Here is a 23,608-nt window from a genome sequence, read left to right as displayed (position 1 = left end):
GTTAAAATTATATTAAATAAAAAAGCCTTTACAAATTTGTAAAGGCTTTTAGAATATATTTTAAATAGAATTATAGTTTTCTAAACATTTTTTCCATTTTTTCTTTTTGCTCCATTGCTAAAAGTTCGTCTACTAGAATACGACCACTGTGCTCATCTGTAATGATTTTTTTACGAGCTCCAATTTCCATTTGTACTTGTGGTGGAATAGTAAAGTAAGATCCTCCAGATGCTCCTCTTTCGATTGGTACAACTGCTAATCCATTTTTTACATTGTTACGAATTCTGTTGTAAGCTTTTACTAAACGGTCTTCGATTTTCTTTTTGTAATCTTCAGACTTTTTAATTAAGGCTTCTTCTTCTTTTGCAGTTTCTGCTAAGATAGCATCTAACTCACTCTTTTTGTGTTTAAGGTGTGTTTCTCTATCTTTTACATGTTGTTTTGTTTTTTCAACAACTTCTTTTTTCTGCTCTATTTGCGCTCTGAATTCTCTAATGTGTTTTTCAGCTAGCTCAATCTCAAGTTCTTGGTACTCAATCTCTTTTGTGATAGAGTTGTACTCTCTGTTATTTCTAACGTTTTTTTGTTGCTCGCTATACTTTTTTATTAACGCTTTAGATTCTTCAATGCTATTTTTTCTAGCACTAATTTCGCTATCTACAGATTCTAAACTCGCGATAAGTTTTTCTAATCTTGCATTTAATCCAGCAACTTCATCTTCTAAATCGCTTACTTCTAAAGGAAGTTCTCCACGAACGTTTCTTATTTCATCAATTCTTGAATCGATTAATTGTAAGTCATATAAAGATCTTAGACGTTCTTCAACAGTTACTTCTTTACTCTTTGCCATAGTTTAAAAATACTTAACAGGATTGGTATTTATATTTGATAAAATGATTGCAAAATTAGTGAATTTTTTCTTAAGATGTGCTACTAAACCGTTTTTTGTGTACTGTTCACTTTCATAATGTCCAATATCTGCTAAAATAATTTGATTTTCGGCAGAGAAAAAATCATGGTATTTTAAATCTGCTGTTACAAAAATATCTGCTCCAGCAGCTTTAGCTGCATTTATAGCAAAGCTTCCCGATCCTCCTAAAACGGCTACTTTTTGTATTGGTTTGTTTAATAATTGAGAATGCCTAATGGCTTCTGTATTCATTTTTTCTTTTAAATAACTTAAAAATGTTAATTCTAGCATTGGTGTTGCTAATTCACCAATCATTCCCATTCCTATATTTTGGTTTTTATTTTCCAGTGTTATTATTTCGTAAGCGACTTCTTCGTATGAGTGACTTTTTAAAAGTGTGTTAACAATTTTAGATTCTAAGTGTTTAGAGAACGTTACTGTAATTTTAGTTTCTTCTTCGTAATGTGTTTCTCCTTTTATACCTTTGGTTGGGTTAGAAAATTTGTTACCATTATAACTACCTATACCATTTACATTAAAACTACAGTTATTGTAATTTCCTATAGCTCCTGCACCCGCTTGAAAAAGAGCATTTCTTAATGCTTCAGCGTCTTGTTTTGGTACATAAGTTGTTAATTTTTTTATAGTTTGCGATTGTGGAATTAGAATTTTTTTATGCTTCAGTTCTAACTGATTACTTATTATATCATTTACTCCATTTACATGGTTGTCTAAAGCGGTATGAATGGCATAAATTGCAATGTCATGTTTTATGGCTTTAAGTACTACGCGCTCTACATAATTTTTACCTGTTATCTTTTTTAAGCCTTTAAAAATAATAGGGTGGAAGCTCACTATAAGATTGCATTTATTTGCAATGGCTTCTTCTACAACAGCTTCTAGTGTATCTAGAGTAACTAATACTCCTGTTACTGTTTGCTTTTTGTCTCCTACCAATAGACCAACATTGTCAAAATCTTCAGCATAAGCTAAAGGTGCATAGGTTTCTAAATGATTAATGACATCTTGAACAATCATATTATTTTGTGAATTGATTTAGAAACAAATATAAAATATTTACTTTCGTTATGCTGAAACTGTTTAAATGAAGTTATTAAGATATATTACTTTTCCTTTTGTACCTATTTATTATTTAATAACATGGTTTCGTAATTTGCTTTACGATTATAATATTAAATCTTCAAAATCTTATGATTTGCCAGTAATTTGTGTTGGTAATTTAAGTACAGGAGGAACTGGTAAGACACCTATGGTAGAGTACTTAATACGTTTACTAAAAGATGAATACCAATTGGCTACTTTAAGTAGAGGGTATGGACGTAAAACTAAAGGGTATTTATTAGCTAATGAAAAAGCTTCTGCCGAAACATTAGGCGATGAGCCTTTTCAATTTTTTAATAAGTTTTCTAATACTATTAATGTTGCTGTTGATGGCAATAGACAGAATGGAATTGCTAATCTTTTGAAATTAACTCCAAAGCCAGAGGTTATTATACTAGATGATGCTTTTCAGCACAGAAAAGTAAAAGCAGGGTTTAATATTTTATTAACAACGTATGCTAATTTATATGTTAAGGATTGGGTTTTGCCTTCTGGTAATTTAAGAGAGCCTAGGCAAGGTGCAAAACGAGCACAGTGTATAGTGGTAACTAAATGCCCAAGTACTTTAAGTATAGAGGAAAAACAAACTATAATAAAAAAAATAGCTCCTAAAAATGGTCAGTATGTATTTTTTAGTACCATTGTGTATAGTAATAGTGTCCTTTCTTTAAACAAAGCGAGAGATTTAGAAGCGCTACCTAAATTTACTTTAGTTACTGGTATAGCCAATGCTAATACGCTAATTGCCTTTTTAAGAGGCAAACAACTACAATTTAATCATTTAGAATATAAAGATCATCATCATTTTACTAATGAAGATGTTAATACTATTGCTAAAAATAGTTTAATTATTACTACGGAAAAAGACTATATGAGATTAAAAGATTTTAACCAATTAAAAGATAAGTTGTTTTACTTGCCTATTGAAACACAGTTAGACAATGTTTTAACTTTTAATACTATAGTTAAAAACTACGTTTTAAATAATAGTAATTAGTCTTCGTCTGGAATTAAAGCATTGAATAATTTACGTTCGAAGTCTTCCTGTTTAAAGGGCTTGGATATAATATTGTTAAATCCTGCATCTTCAAATTCTTGCATTTTATCCTCTATAGTTACTGCTGTTAAAGCAAATATAGTAAGTTCTTGATCGAACGTTCGGATAATTTTTGTGGCTTCTATACCACTAATTCCTGGCATATGAATATCCATTAAAACAACATTGTAATCTGTTGTTTTAACTCTATCTACGGCTTCTTCACCGTTGTCGACAACATCACAATTAAGATTCATTTTGTTTAGAATCTTTTTTGTAATCATTTGATTGATTTTGTTGTCTTCTACTACTAAAATTTTAATATTGCTTAAATCCAAGTCATTAACATCATTAAAATAATTAATCTTTTTTTCCTTTACTACTTCGTCTGTATATTGCATTGGGAGTTCAAATATAAAAGTTGATCCTTTACCGAGCTCACTTTTAAGATAAATTTTTCCTTTCAAGATATCAATTAAACCTTTAACAATGGATAAACCTAATCCTGTGCCTCCATATTTACGGTTAATTTGTATAGAACCTTGAGAAAAACTTTCAAATAAGTGTTCTTGCTTTTCTTTACCAATACCTATGCCATTATCTTCTACTTCAAAACGAATGTTATAAATTCCGTTCTTTTCACCAATTTTATTTGCTCTTATCCAGATGTCTCCATCTTTTGTAAATTTTATAGAATTACCAATAAGGTTAATTAATATTTGTGATATTTTTAATTGGTCTGCATTGTAGTTTAAAGGCAAAGTTTTATCGTACTCTAAATGAATTTTTATATTATTATCTAATGCAGAATTGTTTAACGCAGATATTACGTTAGTTATTTTCTTTTTTAAATTGAAGGTTTCAGGTTCTATGTCTACTTTATTTGCTTCAATTTTATTAATTTGAAGAATGTCATTTATAAATGTTAATAAGTAATCTCCTGAGAATTTTAAAGACTTTAAATGTTGTATTTGCTCTGGTTTAGGGTTTTCATCTAACAGCATATTAGTTAAACCTGTAACTGCGTATAAAGGTGTTCTTAGCTCATGTGTTACTGTAGATAAAAAATTGGCCTTTGTTCTAGACGCCAATTCTGCTTTTTCTTTCGCAACTATTAGCTCTGCATTTTTTTTATGTAAAACGTTGTTGGATTTTAACCTAATATTATTGTTTTTATAAAGTGATAATGTTAATAGCGATAATATTGTAATTAAAGCAATACTTAGTATTGTTGTTAATTGATTGAAAGTATTACTTTCCTTTTTTTGAGTTGTTGGTTGGACTTCTTTTTTTAAAACACCAGTCTTTTTTGGTTTAATAATAATTGGCTTTTGGGAAAAAGCAGATTGATTTACGGCTGCTAATGAATCTGATAGTTTTATGTGATACCTTAAATAGTCATTAGATAATTTTAAATTACCATCACTTTTGTGTAGGTCACTTAACACCATGCAGCCTTCTAGTAGTGTGGAGCTATAACCATTAGCCTTGGCTATATCGTAACCATCATTAGCATTTTCTAGAGCTTTTCCTAAATAATTTAGTTTATGTAGTGTTTTGCCTAATTGAATTAAACTACTGCTTAAAATAGGTGTTAACTGTTTTTTCTTGGCTATTTTTATAGCTTTTTCAAGAGTTTTTTTAGCTTTTTCAAAGGCATTATTTTCTAATTGTGCTTTTCCTTTATTTAATAATACTTCTGCTTCTAGGTTAGGTGTACTTTTTTGTCTAAATAATGTTTCTGCAGATTCGTAGTATGCTATGGCTTGGTCGTAATCTTTTTTATCGGCGTATACGTTACCAATAATATTATAAGTTATAGCTAAGTTTTTAATATCATTTGTTGCGCGTTGAATATCTATAGCTTTTATAAGTGTATTTATAGACTTATCGGTTTCTTTAATTTTGTGCTGAAGTTTTCCTATTTTCGAATAAATAAAACCAATATTCTTTTTATTATCAATAGTATTTGCATGATTTAATGCCAGTTCTAAATCTAATAATGCTTGGTAATAGTTATTATTAGCTATATTTTTTTTGTATGAATCAAGTATAGAATCAATTTTAACTTGTGTAGTTTCAATATTGTTTTTAGGAGTATTTTGAGCATTTATAGTAATACCCATTACTAATAAAAATACACAAATAATCTTGTTATAAATAGGCATTTAGAGAGTTGTTTACTCACAAATATAATTATTTATAGGCTAAAGGCGCTTATTTTTTATACAAATTGAGGATTAGATCTATTACTCTATTAGAATATCCCGTTTCATTATCATACCATCCAATAATTTTTACCATGTTACCAATTACCGAGGTCATTTGCGCATCAAAAATACAAGAATGCGGGTTTCCAACAATGTCTATAGATACAATAGGGTCTTCTGTATACTCTAAAATATTTTTATATTTTGTTTGCGAAGCTATTTTAAAGGCTGCATTAATGTCTTCTATAGAAACTGTTTTTTTTACATTAAAGGTTATATCTGTTAATGAGCCGTTTGGTACTGGGACTCTAATACCACAACCTCCTATAACATTTGCTAAATCTGGAAATATTTTAGTTAATGCTTTTGCTGCTCCTGTGGTTGTTGGAACAATAGATTGCCCTGCTGCACGAGCGCGACGTAAATCTCTATGGGGCTGATCGTGTAAACTTTGGTCGGTTGTATAGGAGTGTATTGTTGTTATGTATGCTTGATTAATACCACAAAGGTCATTTATAACAGCAATCATAGGTGCTGCATTATTTGTGGTACAGGAGGCATTAGAAATAATGTTTTCCTCTCCAGTTAATATATGCTCATTGGTTCCTAAAACAATGGTTTTTATGTCGTCTTCTAAAGGAGGAACACTTAATATAACACGTTTAGCTCCATTGTTTATATGGTATTGTAGTTCTTGCGATGTTTTAAATTTGCCTGAGGCTTCAATAACAATGTCTACATTAAAGGGAGTCCAATCTATTGTTTTTGGATGTGTTTCATTTAAAAGTGGAACTAATTTATCATTAATAATGATATGATGCTCATTATGAGAAATATTACTTTTAAATACGCCATGAATACTATCGTATTTTAATAAATGACTCAGGGTTTTTGTATCGGCAAGATCATTAATCGCTACAACAGTTATAGCTGAATGTTCATGTAATAACCTAAAAACTCTTCGGCCAATACGACCAAAACCATTTATGGCAACTCTTATCATTAATTAATGTGTTTTTGAGCTTTGTATGAAGAACGCACTAAAGCACTACTTTCTACATGACGAAATCCTAAATCTAGACCAATTTTTTTATACTCTTCAAATTGATCTGGTGTTATAAATTGTTTTACAGGCAAATGTTTTTTACTTGGTTGTAAATACTGACCAATGGTAACGACATCTACGTCGTTATTACGTAAATCATGAAGTGTTTCTATAACTTCTTCACGAGTTTCTCCTAAACCTAGCATAATGCCAGATTTTGTGCGGCGTTGTCCTTGTTGTTTTAAATATTTTAAAACGCCCATACTTCTATCGTATTTTGCTTGTATACGAACTTCTCTAGTTAATCGCCTTACAGTCTCAATATTATGAGAAACAACTTCTGGAGCCACTTCTATAATGCGATCAAGGTGTCTTTCTATACCTTGGAAATCTGGTATTAAGGTTTCTAAAGTAGTATTAGGGTTCATTCTACGAACAGCTTTTACAGTTTCTGCCCACATAATGCTTCCCATATCTTTTATATCATCGCGATCTACACTGGTTAAAACAGCGTGTTTAATGTTCATTATTTTTATAGAACGTGCTACTTTTTCTGGTTCATCCCAATCTACTGTTTCTGGTCTTCCCGTTTTTACGCCACAAAATCCACAAGAACGTGTGCATACATTTCCTAAAATCATAAAGGTTGCAGTACCTTCTCCCCAACACTCTCCCATATTAGGACAACTACCAGAGGTGCAAATAGTATTTAATTTGTACTTATCTACTAGCCCTCGTAACTCTGTGTATTTTTTACCTGTTGGTAACTTTACACGTAACCACTTTGGTTTTGGCTGTCTTTGTTCAGGTAGTATTACAGATTGTGTTTCACTCTTCATAAAAGCAATTGTTTTAGAGGTACAAAGATACGAAGTAAATGTTAGTTTTATGTAGTAATTTTAAATAGGGAACTAAGCTATATTATAGTAAGGTACCAAATGCTAAAACCTATTAAAAAAACAATGCCTAGCAAACTTAAAAAATGTAATCCTTTGGTTGGTCTCCATAGCTTTGGAGTATGCTTACCACTAATTAATATATAGTTAATTATAGCATAAAAAGGCGCTGTTATAAACGATAGAATAGTTGCTATTTCTATTAATTTCCCCATTTCTGAAAGGAAAAAGAAAAAAATAATTATTGTACCAAAAACGAGTAAAAGTATCCAAAATAAATAACCTCGTTTTATGGTTATATCTCCTAATAATTCAGTTGTTTTATGCATGGCTCTTGGGGAAGCATCTAGCGTTGTTAATGTGGTGCTAAACATTGTTGTAAAAGCTGCAATACCAATAATAATGTAGGACCAATTTCCTAAACTATTAGTATACATTTGTATTAGCTGGTTAGAAAAAACACCAGCTTTATTACTAAAGGTTTCGCCACTTTTATACATGACTAAAGCTCCTAAAAGGACAAAGCCAATCCCTAAAATAATAGTTCCAACATAACCAATATTAAAATCTAATAAAGCAGATTTTGGGGTAAATTCTGATGCTTCTTTTTGCTTTTCAATCGCCCATAGTGAGTGCCATATAGAAATATCTAAAGGTGCAGGCATCCATCCCATAAAAGCAATAAGAAACCCAATTTCTATAGTGTTTAAAGCTGTTGGTAATTTTTGTGATAATGTAATAGTTGTTTCATTTTTTAATAAAGCCATAGTTACTGCAACGAGTGTACTTATGGTGAGTGTTATAATAATGATTTTAATGAGCTTATCTAATAACTTGTATTTACCAATAAATAAAATTGATAGACAAATTAAAAGAATGATAACGGTCCATATTTGAATACTGTTAATTGTAATACTACCAATAATTATAGGAGAAAAGTCTCCAAATAAACTAGAGGCTAACCCAGCGGTAACAATAGTTACGGCAGTTTGTATAGTAAACATGGTTGCAAATGTGAGAATGAAGTAGGTAATTAAAACACCTTTGCCTAGTTTTTTATAACCTTGCAATAAGCTTTCTCCTGTAGCTGCAGCATAACGAGGGCCAAATTGAAAGAATGGATATTTAAAAAGGTTTACTAGCAATAAAGCCCAAAGTAAGCTTAAACCAAAATCGGCACCAGCTCTTGTAGACTGTACTAAATGGGAGACACCAATGGCAGCACCAGCAAATAACAACCCAGGCCCTAGTTTTTTAATTGAAACCATTTAATGCTTTTTAATAATTTCAGCTAATAATTTTTTTGCTCGTAATAATTTTACTTTTACATTATTCATAGGCTCTTCAAGTTCTTGGCTAATTTCTTTATAACTAAGTTCTTGAAAGTAACGTAGATTAATAACTTCTTGATAGTGAGGTTTTAATTTTTTTATATCCCGAAGTAATTTCGCTAGGTTTTGCTCAGTAATTAATTTGTCTTCTGGTGTTGGAGATTCGTCTGCTACTTTATAAACTTTATCATCTTCATGATCTGTGATTTTTGAGTTTATGGAGCTTTTAGCTTTTCGTAATAAATCTATATGAATATTTTTAGAAATGGTTATTAACCATGTTTTAAAAGTATACTGCTCTTTATATGTTTCTATACGATCGAATGCTTTAGAGAATGTTTGAATAGTTATATCCTCTGCATCGTTTTCGTTTTTTATGCGTTTTAATTGAAAACCATAAACACTATCCCAGAATTCATCTAATAAAAAATTAAATGCTTTTTGATCGTTCTGTTTTGCTTTTTTTATGGCGTCTTCTACTTCCAATATTTTGGTTTTGATATTAGATTGGATATAAATATAGTTAATTGAAATACAATTAAAAATAATTCTAAAAAAGGAAGTAAAAATAAAAGATCTATCTCATTAAGTTTTTTTGCTGAAAATCCTACAACTAGATATTGTGTTATAAGTCTTACAATAATTAACACAGTAACAACTTTCCAATAAAAGAGTGTTGTTAAAAGAATAATTGCAAATAGCCAAAATAATAATTGTGAGCTGTAAAACAGCGCCAGCAAACTTTTATGAATAAATTTATAATTGTTTGCTGTAGAAACATGTCTTCTTTTTTGAATAAACCAATCTTTAAAGCTTTTTTTAGGAATGGAGTAGGTAAAGCTTTTTTGATCTATACATATACTTGTGTTTTTTGAATTTGCTGCTTCGTTTATAAATAAATCATCATCTCCAGAGCGTATATTTATGTGTTTTATAAAACCATTGGTTTTATAAAATTCCGAACGATTATAGGCTAAGTTACGGCCTACACCCATATATGGGATTCCTATTTTTGCAAAAGAAAAGTATTGTATCGCTGTTAAAAGTGTTTCGTAACGTATTAATTTGTTTAATAGGGAATATTTGGATTTTATGTAAGCGCCGTAACCTAAAACAATTGTATTAGTTTCAGAAAAATTACTAATCATTGATTTTATCCATTGATTAGAAACAGGTTCACAATCTGCATCTGTAAATAATAAATGCTCGTGTGTTGCCGCTTTTATGCCCAGTGTAAGTGCATATTTTTTATTACCCCAAAAGGCTTCTATATTTTTAACATTAACAATTTTTATGTTGTTGTGTTGTTCTGCAAAAGCTTCCATTATATCCAGAGTATCATCTGAAGAGGCATCATTAATTAAAACAATTTCAAAATTAGGATAGTCCTGTTTTAAAATGGAAGGCAAAAAACGCTTTAAATTCTCAGCTTCATTTTTAGCACAAATAATAAGGGAAACACTATGGTGTTTTTCTTTTTTATTTGTGATTTTATTAAAAGCAAAATTACCAAAGAGAACAGCATAAAACACAACTTGTATACATACTATAACTATAAAGCTATAGAATACAATATCAAGTATTAGCATATTTTGTTACGAGTGTTGAGGTTCGTTACAATCTCCAAATTGCTCTGGAGTTTTTCCACAAAAACCACAAGCTTCCCCATCTTTATTTAACATAGGGTTCTGGCTAGCGCATGTTCCAGCAAACTTACCATCTTTTTTTGCCCATATTTTTATAGCAATTCCAGCTACAGCAATTCCTAATAATGCTAATGTGAGTAATAAGAGTTTCACGTGTTTTTAATTTTAATGTATTGGGATTACAAAGATAATGGTTTTAAAGTATTATTTATAGAAACTCTTTTATTATAGTTAAAATGTCGCTTTAGCAGATTTTTTTGCATTTAATCTAAAGTGTATGTTTAATACAGATGTTATTTTGTTTTTAAAAAAGTAGAATTAATACCTTTTACTATTATTAACCAATTAGTTACATTTTTATGAGAAAATTATTTGCAGAATTTTTTGGAACCTTCTGGCTTGTTTTTGGAGGTTGTGGTAGTGCTGTTTTTGCAGCTGCTTATCCAGAATTAGGTATTGGATTTGTTGGTGTTGCACTAGCATTTGGTTTAACAGTTTTAACTATGGCTTATGCCGTTGGGCATATTTCTGGAGGGCATTTTAACCCAGCTGTATCTTTTGGGCTTTGGGCAGGAGGTAAATTCTCAGGCAAAGAATTGTTAGGCTATATTATTGCGCAAGTTGTAGGGGCCATTGTTGCCGCAAGTACTTTATATTTAATAGTCTCAGGTAAAGAAGGTTTTACTAGCGTGGGCAGTTTTGCCGCTAATGGCTATGGAGAGTTGTCTCCAGATGGTTATTCTATGCTTTCTGGATTAATAGTAGAGTTTTTACTAACATTCTTTTTTCTGCTTATTATTTTAGGTAGCACAAGTAATAAAGTACCTAAAGGTTTTGCTCCTATAGCCATAGGGTTAGGGTTAACACTTATACATTTAATTAGTATTCCTATAACTAACACTTCTGTAAACCCAGCACGATCTACTAGTCAAGCTTTATTTGCTGGAGGCGATTATTCTGCACAATTATGGCTGTTTTGGTTCGCTCCTATAGCTGGGGCTATTGTAGCCGGTTTTATTCATAAAGCATTATTCGATCAAGAATAATGCTTTATTTATATACGCAGAACCCCGTTAATTAATTAACGGGGTTCTTAATTTATATACGACTATTTTTTAATTAGTCATTAATTTTTAATTCTATCTCAGCAACAGGTGTGTCTCCAGAAATATTTTCGCTACCACCTTTGGGTTCTATGGTAATGGTAAGACCTAGAGCATCTTCTGTGTAAGGTATTTTTTGTAAGCGTCTATCTGTTTCACTTAAAATACCTAAACTAACCATTCTGTCTTGCATTTCTGCCCAAATCTGGTAACATTTCTCTTTTGGTAATGTAGGTAATGCTACAACATCTATCATAGATGTTTTTTCTTTAGGGTTTATATATGCTACAGTTTTTAAATTTTTAGCTCTTTTATTTCCTTTAATAATGTATTTTTCTGTTTCTGGATTATTAAGTTGGGCAAACTGCTCCATTAAAGCTTCTAGCTTAGAGTTGTTTTTATCTATATCGTTTCTTAAATCGAAAAGCTCATCAACAACTATTTGGTTTTCATTAGTTAATTTTTGATTTAAGTTAAAGAAATAGAAAGAAGCACTTGCAAATAATAAGGCAGCAACACTGGCAGCAACACCAAATTTATACCATGATTTTTTTGAAGGTACTGTGTTTAAAGCTACAACAGGTTTATCGTCTATAGATTCTAAAATAGATCCTAATAGATGTAATGGCACTTCTTCTGCATTGGTTTGGGCTACAAGTTCCAGTTGATTTTGCATAGTATTATATGCGGCTTTTACCTCTGGATACTTTTTAATGTAATCTTCTACCTTGAGAGTTTCTTCTGGGGTTGTCTGGCCTATTAGATAATTCTCTAATAAGTCAGAGTTTAAAAAAGTAGTTATATCAACATTCATTATACTTATAATTAAGGGTGGTAAATTTTTTTTAATTCACGTAATCCTATTTTTAATCTCGATTTTATAGTTCCTAATGGAATCTCTAATTCATCACTGGCTTCTTGCTGTGTCATCCCTTCAAAATAAAGAGCATTAATTACAGTCTGATATTTTAAATCTAAGCTTCCAATATGTCGTTTTATATCTAGAGTATCCTCATTTAAGCTATCGGTAGTCAACTTATATACGTTAGAAGCTTCAATTTGGATTTCTTTATTTGTTTTGTTTGTTACAGATCTTATTTTATCTATAGCTGTATTGTATGCAATTCTGTACAACCAAGTAAATAATTTTGCTTTTTCAGGATTGTATGTTTTTCCTTTTTTCCAGACTTTTACAAAACTTTCTTGAAGCACATCTTGTGCTAAATCATCATCTGTAATTACTTTTTTTATAACACCTAATAGTGCACCAGAATAATTTTCATATAATAGTGAAATGGCTTTTTTATTACCATTTTTTAAAAATGCTACAATATCTTTTTCTACTGTTGTATTCAATGTTAGAGGGAGTGTTTATTGTTAGTTAACAGTTGTATGCTTGAGTTATTGTGTTGAATTATAAAATATTAACTTCAGCTTCTATCGATACATTAAAGATACGATAAATAGTTTTTTGAATAAGTTTTGAGAGCAATAAGATATCTTTTCCTTGTGCACCACCATAATTTACAAGTACAAGAGCTTGTTTTTTGTGGACTCCGTAATTGCCAAATGTTTTGCCTTTAAACCCTGCTTTTTCAATAAGCCAACCAGCTGGAACTTTTACTTCTTTATCTGAAACTTTATAACTTGGTACTTCTGGGAAATTAGATTGTAGTCGCTTAAAATCCTCTATAGGAATAATTGGGTTTTTAAAGAAGCTACCACTATTCCCAATTTTTTTTGGGTTTGGTAATTTACTTTCTCGAATAGCAATTACAGCTTCCGAAATCGTTTTAATGGTAGGTTTTATAATGTTCATTACTTCTAATTGGGACTGTATTGCGCCATAATTAGTTCGTAATACATGGTTCGATTTTGTTAGTTTGAAAACAACATTAAGTATAATATATTGCCTTTTAGCTTGTTGTTTAAAAATAGAATTACGGTAGCCAAAGTTACAGTCAGCTTTGTTAAACGTTTCTATAGTTAAAGTTTCTAGGTTTAATACCTCGCAGGATACAAAATGATCTTTTAACTCTACACCATAAGCTCCTATGTTTTGAATTGGTGAAGTTCCTACATTTCCGGGAATTAGAGACATGTTTTCTAATCCTCCAAAGTCTTTATTTATACACCATAACACAAATTCATGCCAATTTTCACCAGCCTCTGCCTTTACTAGAACAGAAGTGTCTTCTTGAGAAATAATAGAAATACCTTTAAGGTTAATATGTATTACTAAAGCATTAATGGCTTGAGTGAGTAGCATATTACTACCACCACCAAGAATTAATTTATTAGGGTATTCTTTTAGTTTTAAAACCGATTTTAATTCTGGTATAGATGTTACAGATACAAAATGCTTCGCATTAACATCTATACCAAAAGTATTGTAGGGCTTTAAAGATATGTCTGTTTTAATGTGCACTAATCTTTATAGACTTTTAAAGCTTCTTTTATAATATTTACAGCTTTTATTAAGCTTTCTTTATTAAGTACGTATGCAATACGTATTTGGTTCATTCCAACTCCAGGAGTCGAATAAAAACCTGCTGCTGGAGCTACCATAACTGTTTCTCCATCAACATCAAAAGACTCTAAAAGCCATTGTGCAAATTTATCGCTATTTTTTATAGGAAGTTCGGCAATACAATAAAAAGCTCCTTTAGGTTTTGCCACTTTTAGTCCTTCAATTTTATTTAATTCGGCTATTAAAGTATTTCGTCTTTCTACATATTCATCTATAACATCATCAAAGTAGCTCTGTGGTGTATTTAATGCTGCTTCGCTAGCAATTTGCGCTAGTGTAGGAGGGCTTAGTCTAGCTTGTGCAAATTTTAAAGCAGTCTCTATAACATTTTTGTTTTTAGAAACCATACATCCAATTCTTGCACCACACATGCTGTATCGCTTAGAAACAGAATCTATAATTATAGCATGATTGCTTAAACTTTCTTCTTGCAGAATAGAGTAATGTTTTGCACCATCGTAGGCAAACTCACGGTATACCTCGTCTGCAATTAAAAATAAATCATGTTTTTTTACAATTTCTGCGAGCTTTTGTATTTCTTCTTTAGAGTATAAGTAACCTGTGGGATTGCCTGGGTTACATATAAGAATCGCTTTTGTTTTAGGAGAGATTAATTTTTCAAACTCTTCAATAGGAGGTAGGGCAAAATTATCTTCTATTTTAGAAATTACAGGAACCACTTTTACGCCAGATGCTGTTGAGAAGCCATTATAGTTAGCATAGAAAGGTTCTGGTATAATAACTTCATCGTCTACATCCATAATAGTTCCAAAAGTAAATAGTAATGCTTCACTACCTCCTGTCGTTACAATAATATCATCATGCTTTACATGAATGTTATTTTTGGCATAATAATTTGCTATTTTTTCACGGTATCCCTCAGAGCCTTCAGACCTAGTATATGCTAGAATATCTAAAGAATGTATTTTTACTGCATCTAGTGCTACTTGTGGTGTTTTTATATCTGGTTGACCAATATTTAAATGGTATACAGTTTTACCTTGTTTATATGCTTTTTCAGCAAAAGGAACAAGCTTTCTTATAGGGGATTGCGGCATTAACTGGCCTTTCTTAGATATTGTTGGCATAACATTAATTTTAAAAAACAAAGTTGCGAAAAAATATCTTAAAATTTGTTTAAAAAACAAGCTTTTATGTGTCTAGTTTGCCAAAGTTGTTTAACTTGAAAGTTGCTATACACTTACTTATGCCATTTAAACGTTTTTTTTCTTTTCTTTTTTTATCAGTTTTCTTGATAACTTATTGCTCTTCACAGGGTAAATATAAAATGATGAATAAAAAAGGGACTGATAAAATTAAAATTCAGCTTATAAATAATGTTATTGTTATACCAGTTGAAGTTAATGGCGTGTCTTTATCCTTTTTATTAGATACAGGAGTGTCAAGACCTATAGTTTTTAATTTTTTAAAAGCTTCAGATTCTTTAGAGATTTTAAATGCAGAAAGAATATACTTAAAAGGGTTAGGGAATGATGGGCATGTAGAAGCTTTAAAATCATCAAAAAACGAATTTAAAATAGGAGACGCTATTAATACCAATCAAAGTTTTTATGTGGTTTTCGATTCTTCTATAAATTTTGCACCTCGATTAGGAATTCCTATACATGGTATTATTGGTTATGATATTTTTAAGGATTTTGTGGTTGACATTAATTATAGGAGTAAGTATATAAAATTAACAGACCCAGATAAGTATAAGCAGAAATCATGTAAAAGGTGTGAAGAGTATAATTTAGAATTCTATAATAATAAACCTTACTTTAATGTACAAAGTGTTGTAAATAATAAAACTATCCCTATTAAGCTATTAATAGATTCGGGAAGTAGCGATGCTTTGTGGTTATTTGAAAATGATAGCATAGGTTTAACTGTTGGGGATAATTATTTTAAAGACTTTTTAGGATATGGACTAAGTGGAGTTGTGCATGGTAAACGATCTAAAATAGATGAAATTAAATTAAATTCATTTAGGTTGAAAAAACCTAAAGTAGCATTCCCAGACTCTACAATTATAGCAACAATTAGAAAAATTAAAGGAAGAAATGGCAGTGTTGGAGGCGAGATATTAAAGCGTTTTAATGTAACAATGAATTACAGGAGAGCAAAAATGATACTAAAGAAAAATGCTAATTTTAGGGAGCCATTCTCATACAATAAAAGTGGAATTCAGTTAGAGCATGATGGTGTACGTTTGGTTACAGAAATAAACAATGTTCCGACTTCTTCGTCTGCAAATGTTAAAGGGAATACTATACAAGTTCAAGCTGTTATAGCAACAAAGTCTAAATTTGTTATTAAACCAGCGTATAGTATAGGGAGCGTAAGACCTGGCTCTCCAGCAGAAAGAGTAGGGTTAAAAAAAGGAGATGTTGTTATTTCTTTTAATGGAAAAGATACTAAAAGTTATAGTTTACAAGAGATAATGAGCCGGTTTTATGAAGAAGAAGGGAAACGCATACGTTTAGTTGTAGAGCGAAATGGTATTCCTATAAAAGTTTCTTTTTATTTAGAGTCGCTTTTAAAAGAATAGAGAATAATACATAACTAAAAAAGCCGAAGTATTTATTTTACTTCGGCTTTTTTAGTTATAAAATGATAGATTATTGTTCCATCACACTTCTCTTTTTACTTTTTAGTACGCTTGTTTTAGAAGGATCTATTACTTTTCCTTTAATTTTTAAAGCGACATTAGGTGTCTCTGCATTAGAAACAACAGTAATTGTTTTTCTAATAGGGTTTACTCTATTAGTATCGTATTTAACTTCAATTTCTCCTGTTTTACCTGGCATAATTGGTTCCTCAGGTTTTTTAGGTACAGTACAACCACAACTAGAACTTACTTTGCTAATTATTAAAGGAGCGTCTCCAGTGTTTGTAAATTCAAAAACTCTAACACCATCAGCACCTTTCTCAATAGTTCCGTAATCTATTGTAGTTTGTTTAAACTCAATTTTAGCCACTTTATCTTGTGCGTTAACCGAAAGACTAATCAACCCGATAAACAATATTGTTAAAACTTTTTTCATCATTATTTTATTTTAATTCGTTGTAAATCTAACTACTTTTTATTCGTTCTGCAAAAATATTAGATGTAATACACTCTTGCAAATGCATATAGCATATTTAACTGTACATTAATATCTGTTATAATTTCGCAGAAACAGAAATATAAGTATTTTTGCTAATTATTATTCAAAAACTATTCCAAAGTATGAGCATTCCATCAAAATATGATGCAAAACAGGTAGAGAGCAAGTGGTACGACTACTGGATGAAAAATAATTATTTTCATTCTACACCAGACGAAAGAGAACCGTATACAATAGTTATACCTCCACCAAACGTCACAGGAGTGCTGCATATGGGACACATGTTAAATAACACCATTCAGGATGTATTAATTCGTCGTGCACGTTTACAAGGTAAAAATGCATGTTGGGTGCCTGGTACCGATCATGCTTCTATTGCTACAGAAGCAAAAGTAGTAGCGAAATTAAAATCTCAAGGAATTGATAAAAATGATCTTACTAGAGATGAATTTTTAAAACATGCTTGGGATTGGACAGAAGAGTACGGAGGTGTTATTCTAGAACAACTTAAAAAGTTAGGCTGTTCTTGCGATTGGGATCGTACTAAGTTTACCATGGATGACGATATGTCTGAAGCTGTAATAAAGGTATTTGTAGATTTATACGAAAAAGGATTAATTTACAGAGGTTACCGTATGGTTAACTGGGATCCAGAAGCAAAAACAACATTATCGGACGAAGAGGTAATACACGAAGAGCGTCAAGGATTGTTATACTATTTAAACTATAAAATAGAAGGAAGCGACGATACATTAACTATTGCTACCACAAGGCCAGAAACTATTTTTGGGGATACGGCAATATGCATTAATCCTAACGATGAACGTTTTACACATTTAAAAGGTAAAAAAGCCATTGTACCTATATGTAACCGTGTTATTCCAATTATAGAGGATGAGTATGTAGATGTAGAATTTGGAACAGGGTGTTTAAAAGTAACACCAGCACACGATGAAAATGATAAAGTATTAGGAGATAAACACAAGTTAGAAGTTATAGATATATTTAATGACGATGCGTCGTTAAATAGTTTCGGGATGCAGTTTGAAGGGCAAGATCGTTTTGTAGCCAGAAAAGCAGTAGCTAAAGAACTAGAAGCCACTGGTGTTTTAGCAAAAACGGAAACACATACAAATAAAGTAGGAACATCGGAACGTACAAAAGCTGTTATCGAGCCAAGATTAAGCGACCAATGGTTTCTTAAAATGGAAGAATTAGTAAAACCTGCTATAAAAGCTGTTCTTGAAGATGAAGACGTAAAATTATTTCCAAAGAAATTTGAAAATACGTACAGACATTGGATGGAAAATATTCGTGATTGGAATATTTCTAGACAACTATTATGGGGGCAACAAATTCCTGCCTATTATTATGGTGACGGTAAAGAGGATTTTGTTGTTGCAGAAAATATAGATGAAGCTTTAATAAAAGTACAAACAAAAACAGGAGATTCTAATTTAAAGGTAGAAGATTTAAAACAAGATACAGATGCCTTAGATACTTGGTTCTCATCTTGGTTATGGCCAATGAGTGTTTTCGATGGGATTAGAAATCCTGAAAACGAAGAAATAAAATACTATTATCCAACTAACGATTTAGTAACGGGGCCAGACATTTTATTCTTCTGGGTAGCACGTATGATTATTGCTGGTTATGAGTATAAAGGTGAAAAACCGTTTAGTAATGTATACTTAACTGGTTTAGTCCGCGATAAGCAACGTCGTAAAATGAGTAAGTCTCTTGGTAATTCTCCAGATGCATTAAAATTAATAGACGATTATGGAGCAGGAGGAGTACGTGTTGGTCTATTACTAAGTAGTGCAGCAGGAAACGATTTAATGTTCGATGAAGCCTTGTGCGACCAAGGAAAGAAATTTGGTAATAAAATATGGAATGCCTACCGTTTAATAGATGGTTGGGAAGTAGATGAAACCATACCGCAACCTAATGCTAGTAAAATAGCAATTGAGTGGTACGAAGCTAAATTTCAGAAAGCATTACTAGAAATTGAAGACCATTTTGGTAAGTACAGATTAAGTGATGCTTTAATGACAACTTATAAATTAATTTTTGATGATTTCTGTGGTTGGATGCTAGAAATGGTTAAGCCTGGGTATCAACAACCAATAGATGCTAAAACATTACAAAGTGTCATTACTATTTTTGAAGATAACTTAAAAATAGTACACCCGTTTATGCCGTTCTTAACAGAAGATTTATGGCATTATATTGCAGATAGAACGCCAGAAGAAGCATTAATCGTTGCTAAATGGCCAGAAGCAAAACCTATAAACGAAACTTTAATTACAGAGTTCGATTTTGCTTCGGAAGTCATTTCTGGGATTAGAAACATTAGAAAACAAAAAAATATAGCGTTTAAAGATGCTATAGGTTTTTCTGTGATAAATAACGAAGATGTAAAGACTACATTCGATGAGGTTATCGCTAAGTTGGGTAATTTAGAAGCAATAAACTATGTTTCTGAAACTGTAGAAGGAGCATTAACCTTTAGAGTGAAAGCTAACGAATATTTTGTGCCAATGGCAGGAAGTATAGATGTAGAGGCAGAGATTAAAAAACTAACTGAAGAGTTAAATTATACAGAAGGCTTCTTGAAATCTGTACAAAAGAAACTGTCTAACGAACGTTTTGTTGCAGGAGCGCCAGAGCAAGTTGTTGCTAGTGAAAAGAAAAAAGAAGCAGATGCTTTATCTAAAATAGAAACAATAAAAGCAAGTTTAGCGAGTTTGCAGTAAAATTGTTTTGTATAGTATTAAAAAGCCTTTCTATTAGAGTATAGAAAGGCTTTTTTTAGTTTGATTAATAGTGATGCAGATTTAACAATTATTAGTTCTTTTTAAAAGGTGTTTATTTATTTGGTACTAAAAAGTGAGTTTTGTTACCCAGTCATGTTAGCAAATAATAATTTTTTAATATACGTTGTAGCTAACTTGGGCAAATAAATATCTTGTACAGCCACCACATAATGTTTGTGTTTTATAAAATGTAACATAAGCAATTAAATAATCTGTGTAGTTTGCATCTCCATAAGCTTTTGCTTCGCATGCAAAATGTTGTTTAATCTGGTTTGATATAGCTGGGGTAATATTATCTGATAAATAATCGTATGTTCCTGAGGTTGGGTTTTCGTCATCAATAATGTTAAATGTAACCGAGCAAACTTGAAGTGGTTGAGGAGCTCCCATACAGGTGCTAAAATCTTCATTACAGTAAAAGATACTTTTTAATTCTTCATCTAGATGATTACTACCGAGGCTATCGTAAGATAGATTAATTGTAATATCGTCTAATGAAAATGTGTCTGTACACGCATTCATTGCAGAAGCATCTACAGTAGCTGTTTCTGCATAACAAAGTTCTACAAAATTTGGGTTTTTATTACTATGTGTAGTTGCTTCTGTATCGGTATTTAGTTCATCTGTATTAGAACATGAGTGTAACACTGGAATTAATAGAAGTAGTAAGATTGTATATTTAAATATGCTTTTCATGAGTTTATATTTTTATAATTTTTTTTGTGTATGTAGTATTGTTTTTAGTTGTAATTTTTAGGTGGTAAATACCTGTTTTTAGATTAGAAATATTGATTTTATGTTGTTTTAAGTTATCGTATTTAGTAATTAAAACACCTTGAATATTGTATAATTCTACAGAAGTTATGTTTTCTGATTGTTTTAAGAATTCAATACGTATTTCATCTTTTGCTGGATTAGGATGTAATAAGATCCTTTTATCTCTAATTTCGTTAGATTGAGGTTTTGCGTTAAATTTATTAGTAGTAGTTTGAGGTATGTTACAATCTAGGGCCAATCCATTATCTATATTTAGACTTATATAACCTCCAGGTTGAGGTGAATAATCTCCACTTAAAATTTCAATATTATTCCTTGCTATAAATTTTAATTTAGATTCTCCTGTAACATCATTATTGGTCATTTTAATTTCATAAGGAGCAGTTACCAATTTATAAAACCAAGGTCTGTATAAAATTCTGTCTTTAACCTCTACTGTACCAAGCGGATCTGCCATGTCTTTTGCCATTTTCACGGCTTCATATGCATCTAGTTTACCAGCCCCTAGCTTACCAAAGTAAGGTAAGTTCTGAGGTAAATGGTCTATTCTTACTGCGGTAAGCTTCAATATGGTTTCTACTTCTTTAGGATCTAGACAATAATTTTGATCAAACATTAAAGCAATAGTGCCAGATACTATTGGAGAAGAGAACGATGTACCACTGCCGTTATCACCATAGCCTGTAAGCCCTCCTCTTGGATCTACAAAAGATAAACCCATAGCAGGAGCAGCAATATCTACCGAATCATTGTGTTGAGTGGATACCCATTCTCCATTTCTTTTAAATTCGTGGTAATCTAAAAATATTTCTCTGCCTCCAAATACTTCATTTTGATGCCCAATTCCTGTTACGGAAATGACGTTCCTAAAAGCAGCAGGATAAATAAGGGATTCACTGGAGCCATGAATGGCAGCGCCATTACCAGCAGAACCTACTACAACGACACCTCTATCTTCTACTATTTCATTATAACTATCTTGTAAATAAGTAGAAGAACTAGAGATCCAAGCTGTATTTATTACTTTAACTCCTTCAATTTGAGATAGTATGTCTACACCATTAGTGCGCCCTCGATAATGGTATATAGACGAATTGTAGCCCGTTGCCGAAAGACCAAGTCCATTATCTGTATTGGCTGCCGCAAAAGATGATACCCAACTTCCATGCTGATGACTCCCAGTTATTAAATTGGGGGCATTATTTCCACCAACTTGAGTCACTTTATTTTCAAAATCTTCATGCATTGGATTTATACTATTATCTGAAACACCAATAATTACATTCTCAGATCCTGTAGAGATATCCCAAGCTTCAGGAGCACGTATGTAATTAAGTTCTTCTTGGTCTACATTCGTATAGCCTCCAGTAGTTCCAAAGTCGTTGGGAAAAACTAATGTTTCACTATAAATTTCAATAAGTTCAGGGAAATAATTACTGAAACTCTTTTTTAGATTATGCATTAACTGCATATCATTACAAACTATCATATACATGTTTTGTAAAGATGATTTTTTTGAATTTTTAAAAACACGTTCTACACTATATATCTCATAAGAGTTTATAAGAAAGTCTAATCTAGAATCTCCAGTGTTAGATGAGTTTATACGATTCCCTTTAAAATCATGTGTTACTACAGGTGTATTATGTAATAGGGGGACCTTGGCATAAAATGAAGGATAGTCTTGAGCAAACCCTAAATTTGTACAAAACAGGATAAGACAAATTATTAAAATCTTCATTTTAGTCTATTTTAGATTTAATTAACTCTATTTCTTTCTTCAATTGAATCGTATACAGTGTAAGCTCTTCAATTTTTTCAAGTAACTTAGCATTCATAGCTCCTAATTCGATACCGTTTTCCAATACTTCTGCTTCTGAAGGAACATTTGGTAAGTGTCCATTTTTGTTAATAAAGGCTTCTACTTCGTCTAATGGTTTTAAGTTGTAATCTGCTTTAAAAACATAATCTGCCCAAGTGGTGTATACTTTTACACCGTGTGCGCGTACTTTTCCGTTTATAGATAAACGATAAGTGTCATCACCATCAGTAAAGGAATTAGTGCCAATACCTACGTTTCCATTAGGGAATAGAATATTATCAATATTTAATCCAGATCCTCTATTAATGGTAAAGGCTTCTTGTATAGAAGTCATGTCGTCCGATTCTGTAAAGATTTTAAAATTCCCGTTTATTATGGATAAAGCCCATAACCTTTCATTAGTAGGTCTAGAAGCATTGTTTAAAAATAATTGTGTAGCAAAATCACCTTCTACCCAGGCGTTTACAAAAGCTGGAATGGTATTTTTATTTCCAACAATTAATTGGGAGGTTTTAGTCGTTCCGTTAACGTCTAGTTTTTGAACAGGATTAGTTTCTGAAATCCCTACATTTCCCGATGCTAAATTCTCTGTAATGAGTTGAGCATTACAAAGGCATGTTGCTAAAAATGTAAGAAGTAAGATTGTTTTTTTCATGGTTTTAAGTTTTTAATTAATAGTTATTGTTTTATGATTTTTTTAGTATAGGTTTTATTATTAGCAGTTTTTATAGTAACGAAATAGATACCCTCTTCTAATTGTGATACATTTAAACGATTTTGCGCTATAGTATTTTTATTAAGCATTAATTGTCCTTGTGTATTGTACACCGTAACAGATTGTATTTTATCTTCTGTATTGGTAAGCTTTATATTAATGTGCCCATGACTTGGATTTGGATGAAGTGTTACACCACCAAAAGCTGTATCTAGAGTGTTTTGACTACTAATTTTATTAGGAGCTGTACTTGCACAGAAAATATTAATATCATCTATGGCTATATATCCATCATTAACAGGATTATTAGGGTCTGGATGTAAAGGAAATTGTAATGTTAAGGTTGTCGATGTGGTTGTTGCGTCAGTTGTAAAGGTCATAGTCCTTTTATGCCAATAATTATAGTCGTCAGTATAATAGGTGTCAGGACCATTCCATTCTTGACCAGCAAAAGAGACTTTAGTATTGTAATATAAATTAGCTGTTTGTCTACCAGGAGCATGTGTGCGAACTGGTAAATCATAAAATTCTATTTGATA

22 protein-coding genes are annotated in these 23,608 nt (G+C 31.3%); 4 read left to right on the top strand and 18 right to left on the bottom strand.

What is annotated here, in order from left to right; all coding sequences use genetic code 11:
* Positions 1 to 70: 70 nt before the first annotated feature.
* Both ACVC2P_RS15435 and ACVC2P_RS15430 read right to left on the bottom strand, forming a co-directional pair.
* Positions 71 to 850, bottom strand: a complete 780-nt coding sequence (locus tag ACVC2P_RS15435) for a zinc ribbon domain-containing protein (protein WP_452599354.1) — start codon at positions 848 to 850, stop codon at positions 71 to 73.
* Positions 851 to 853: 3 nt separating this feature from the next.
* A complete protein-coding gene (locus ACVC2P_RS15430) occupies positions 854 to 1,948 on the bottom strand; it encodes a Nif3-like dinuclear metal center hexameric protein (protein WP_452599353.1) in 1,095 nt (364 codons plus the stop codon).
* 67 nt (positions 1,949 to 2,015) lie between these two features.
* Between ACVC2P_RS15430 and lpxK the strand changes: the two genes are divergently transcribed.
* Positions 2,016 to 3,029 carry a tetraacyldisaccharide 4'-kinase gene (lpxK, locus tag ACVC2P_RS15425; RefSeq protein ID WP_452599352.1) on the top strand — a complete coding sequence of 338 codons (1,014 nt, stop codon included), beginning with the start codon at positions 2,016 to 2,018 and terminating at the stop codon, positions 3,027 to 3,029.
* Here lpxK and ACVC2P_RS15420 read toward each other — a convergent pair.
* The 7 genes from ACVC2P_RS15420 to ACVC2P_RS15390 all read right to left on the bottom strand — a co-directional run bounded on the left by ACVC2P_RS15420 (position 3,026) and on the right by ACVC2P_RS15390 (position 10,349).
* A complete protein-coding gene (locus ACVC2P_RS15420) occupies positions 3,026 to 5,236 on the bottom strand; it encodes an ATP-binding protein (RefSeq protein ID WP_452599351.1) in 2,211 nt (736 codons plus the stop codon). The two genes, lpxK and ACVC2P_RS15420, sit on opposite strands and share 4 nt — an antisense overlap.
* A gap of 49 nt (positions 5,237 to 5,285) precedes the next feature.
* Positions 5,286 to 6,281, bottom strand: a complete 996-nt coding sequence (gene gap / locus ACVC2P_RS15415) for a type I glyceraldehyde-3-phosphate dehydrogenase (protein WP_452599350.1) — start codon at positions 6,279 to 6,281, stop codon at positions 5,286 to 5,288.
* Positions 6,281 to 7,162 carry a lipoyl synthase gene (gene lipA / locus ACVC2P_RS15410; RefSeq protein WP_452599349.1) on the bottom strand — a complete coding sequence of 294 codons (882 nt, stop codon included), beginning with the start codon at positions 7,160 to 7,162 and terminating at the stop codon, positions 6,281 to 6,283. Before lipA ends, gap begins: the two co-directional genes overlap by 1 nt.
* Before the next feature lie 77 nt (positions 7,163 to 7,239).
* Entirely contained in the window at positions 7,240 to 8,487 is a 1,248-nt protein-coding gene (locus ACVC2P_RS15405; RefSeq protein ID WP_452599348.1) for an NRAMP family divalent metal transporter, read from the bottom strand.
* Complete coding sequence (locus ACVC2P_RS15400) at positions 8,488 to 9,036, bottom strand: RNA polymerase sigma factor (protein ID WP_452599347.1); 549 nt, start codon at positions 9,034 to 9,036, stop codon at positions 8,488 to 8,490.
* Complete coding sequence (locus ACVC2P_RS15395; RefSeq protein WP_452599346.1) at positions 9,027 to 10,139, bottom strand: glycosyltransferase; 1,113 nt, start codon at positions 10,137 to 10,139, stop codon at positions 9,027 to 9,029. The genes ACVC2P_RS15400 and ACVC2P_RS15395 overlap by 10 nt, the downstream gene beginning before the upstream one ends.
* 6 nt (positions 10,140 to 10,145) lie before the next feature.
* Positions 10,146 to 10,349 (bottom strand): membrane or secreted protein, encoded by a 204-nt coding sequence (locus ACVC2P_RS15390; RefSeq protein ID WP_452599345.1) that lies wholly within the window; start codon positions 10,347 to 10,349, stop codon positions 10,146 to 10,148.
* A gap of 206 nt (positions 10,350 to 10,555) precedes the next feature.
* Here ACVC2P_RS15390 and aqpZ point away from each other — a divergent pair, with 206 nt between their 5' ends.
* Positions 10,556 to 11,242: an aquaporin Z gene (gene aqpZ / locus ACVC2P_RS15385; protein ID WP_452599344.1), complete on the top strand. Its 687-nt coding sequence runs from the start codon at positions 10,556 to 10,558 to the stop codon at positions 11,240 to 11,242.
* A 73-nt stretch (positions 11,243 to 11,315) separates the two neighbouring features.
* Here the strand turns inward: aqpZ and ACVC2P_RS15380 are convergent, their stop codons facing one another.
* Genes ACVC2P_RS15380 through ACVC2P_RS15365 form a run of 4 tightly spaced genes read right to left on the bottom strand, consistent with a single transcriptional unit; the run spans position 11,316 to position 14,917 of the window.
* Positions 11,316 to 12,113, bottom strand: a complete 798-nt coding sequence (locus ACVC2P_RS15380; protein WP_452599343.1) for an anti-sigma factor domain-containing protein — start codon at positions 12,111 to 12,113, stop codon at positions 11,316 to 11,318.
* An 11-nt stretch (positions 12,114 to 12,124) separates the two neighbouring features.
* The gene (locus tag ACVC2P_RS15375; RefSeq protein WP_452599342.1) at positions 12,125 to 12,655 is read right to left on the bottom strand and encodes an RNA polymerase sigma factor; all 531 of its coding nucleotides are present in this window, start codon (positions 12,653 to 12,655) and stop codon (positions 12,125 to 12,127) included.
* Positions 12,656 to 12,713: 58 nt separating this feature from the next.
* Complete coding sequence (gene murB, locus ACVC2P_RS15370) at positions 12,714 to 13,727, bottom strand: UDP-N-acetylmuramate dehydrogenase (RefSeq protein ID WP_452599341.1); 1,014 nt, start codon at positions 13,725 to 13,727, stop codon at positions 12,714 to 12,716.
* Positions 13,727 to 14,917: a pyridoxal phosphate-dependent aminotransferase gene (locus ACVC2P_RS15365; protein ID WP_452599340.1), complete on the bottom strand. Its 1,191-nt coding sequence runs from the start codon at positions 14,915 to 14,917 to the stop codon at positions 13,727 to 13,729. The genes murB and ACVC2P_RS15365 overlap by 1 nt, the downstream gene beginning before the upstream one ends.
* Positions 14,918 to 15,117: 200 nt before the next feature.
* On the opposite strand from ACVC2P_RS15365, the gene ACVC2P_RS15360 reads away from it, so the two are divergent.
* Positions 15,118 to 16,380 carry an aspartyl protease family protein gene (locus ACVC2P_RS15360; protein WP_452599339.1) on the top strand — a complete coding sequence of 421 codons (1,263 nt, stop codon included), beginning with the start codon at positions 15,118 to 15,120 and terminating at the stop codon, positions 16,378 to 16,380.
* Positions 16,381 to 16,450: 70 nt separating this feature from the next.
* Here the strand turns inward: ACVC2P_RS15360 and ACVC2P_RS15355 are convergent, their stop codons facing one another.
* The gene (locus ACVC2P_RS15355) at positions 16,451 to 16,876 is read right to left on the bottom strand and encodes a DUF1573 domain-containing protein (RefSeq protein ID WP_452599365.1); all 426 of its coding nucleotides are present in this window, start codon (positions 16,874 to 16,876) and stop codon (positions 16,451 to 16,453) included.
* Between the two features lie 185 nt (positions 16,877 to 17,061).
* On the opposite strand from ACVC2P_RS15355, the gene ACVC2P_RS15350 reads away from it, so the two are divergent.
* Positions 17,062 to 19,695 carry a valine--tRNA ligase gene (locus ACVC2P_RS15350; RefSeq protein ID WP_452599338.1) on the top strand — a complete coding sequence of 878 codons (2,634 nt, stop codon included), beginning with the start codon at positions 17,062 to 17,064 and terminating at the stop codon, positions 19,693 to 19,695.
* Positions 19,696 to 19,869: 174 nt separating this feature from the next.
* On the opposite strand, the gene ACVC2P_RS15345 is transcribed toward ACVC2P_RS15350, so the two are convergent.
* The 4 genes from ACVC2P_RS15345 to ACVC2P_RS15330 form a co-directional block, all read right to left on the bottom strand.
* A complete protein-coding gene (locus ACVC2P_RS15345; RefSeq protein ID WP_452599337.1) occupies positions 19,870 to 20,451 on the bottom strand; it encodes a hypothetical protein in 582 nt (193 codons plus the stop codon).
* 4 nt (positions 20,452 to 20,455) lie between these two features.
* Positions 20,456 to 22,273 (bottom strand): S8 family serine peptidase, encoded by a 1,818-nt coding sequence (locus ACVC2P_RS15340; RefSeq protein WP_452599336.1) that lies wholly within the window; start codon positions 22,271 to 22,273, stop codon positions 20,456 to 20,458.
* A gap of 1 nt (position 22,274) precedes the next feature.
* Positions 22,275 to 23,009: a hypothetical protein gene (locus ACVC2P_RS15335; RefSeq protein WP_452599335.1), complete on the bottom strand. Its 735-nt coding sequence runs from the start codon at positions 23,007 to 23,009 to the stop codon at positions 22,275 to 22,277.
* A 23-nt stretch (positions 23,010 to 23,032) separates the two neighbouring features.
* On the bottom strand, positions 23,033 to 23,608 hold a 576-nt coding region (locus ACVC2P_RS15330), incomplete at its 5' end, for a T9SS type A sorting domain-containing protein (protein WP_452599334.1).

The sequence above is a fragment of the Pontimicrobium sp. MEBiC01747 genome (assembly GCF_053601635.1).
This window is presented reverse-complemented; position numbering and strand designations above follow the sequence as displayed.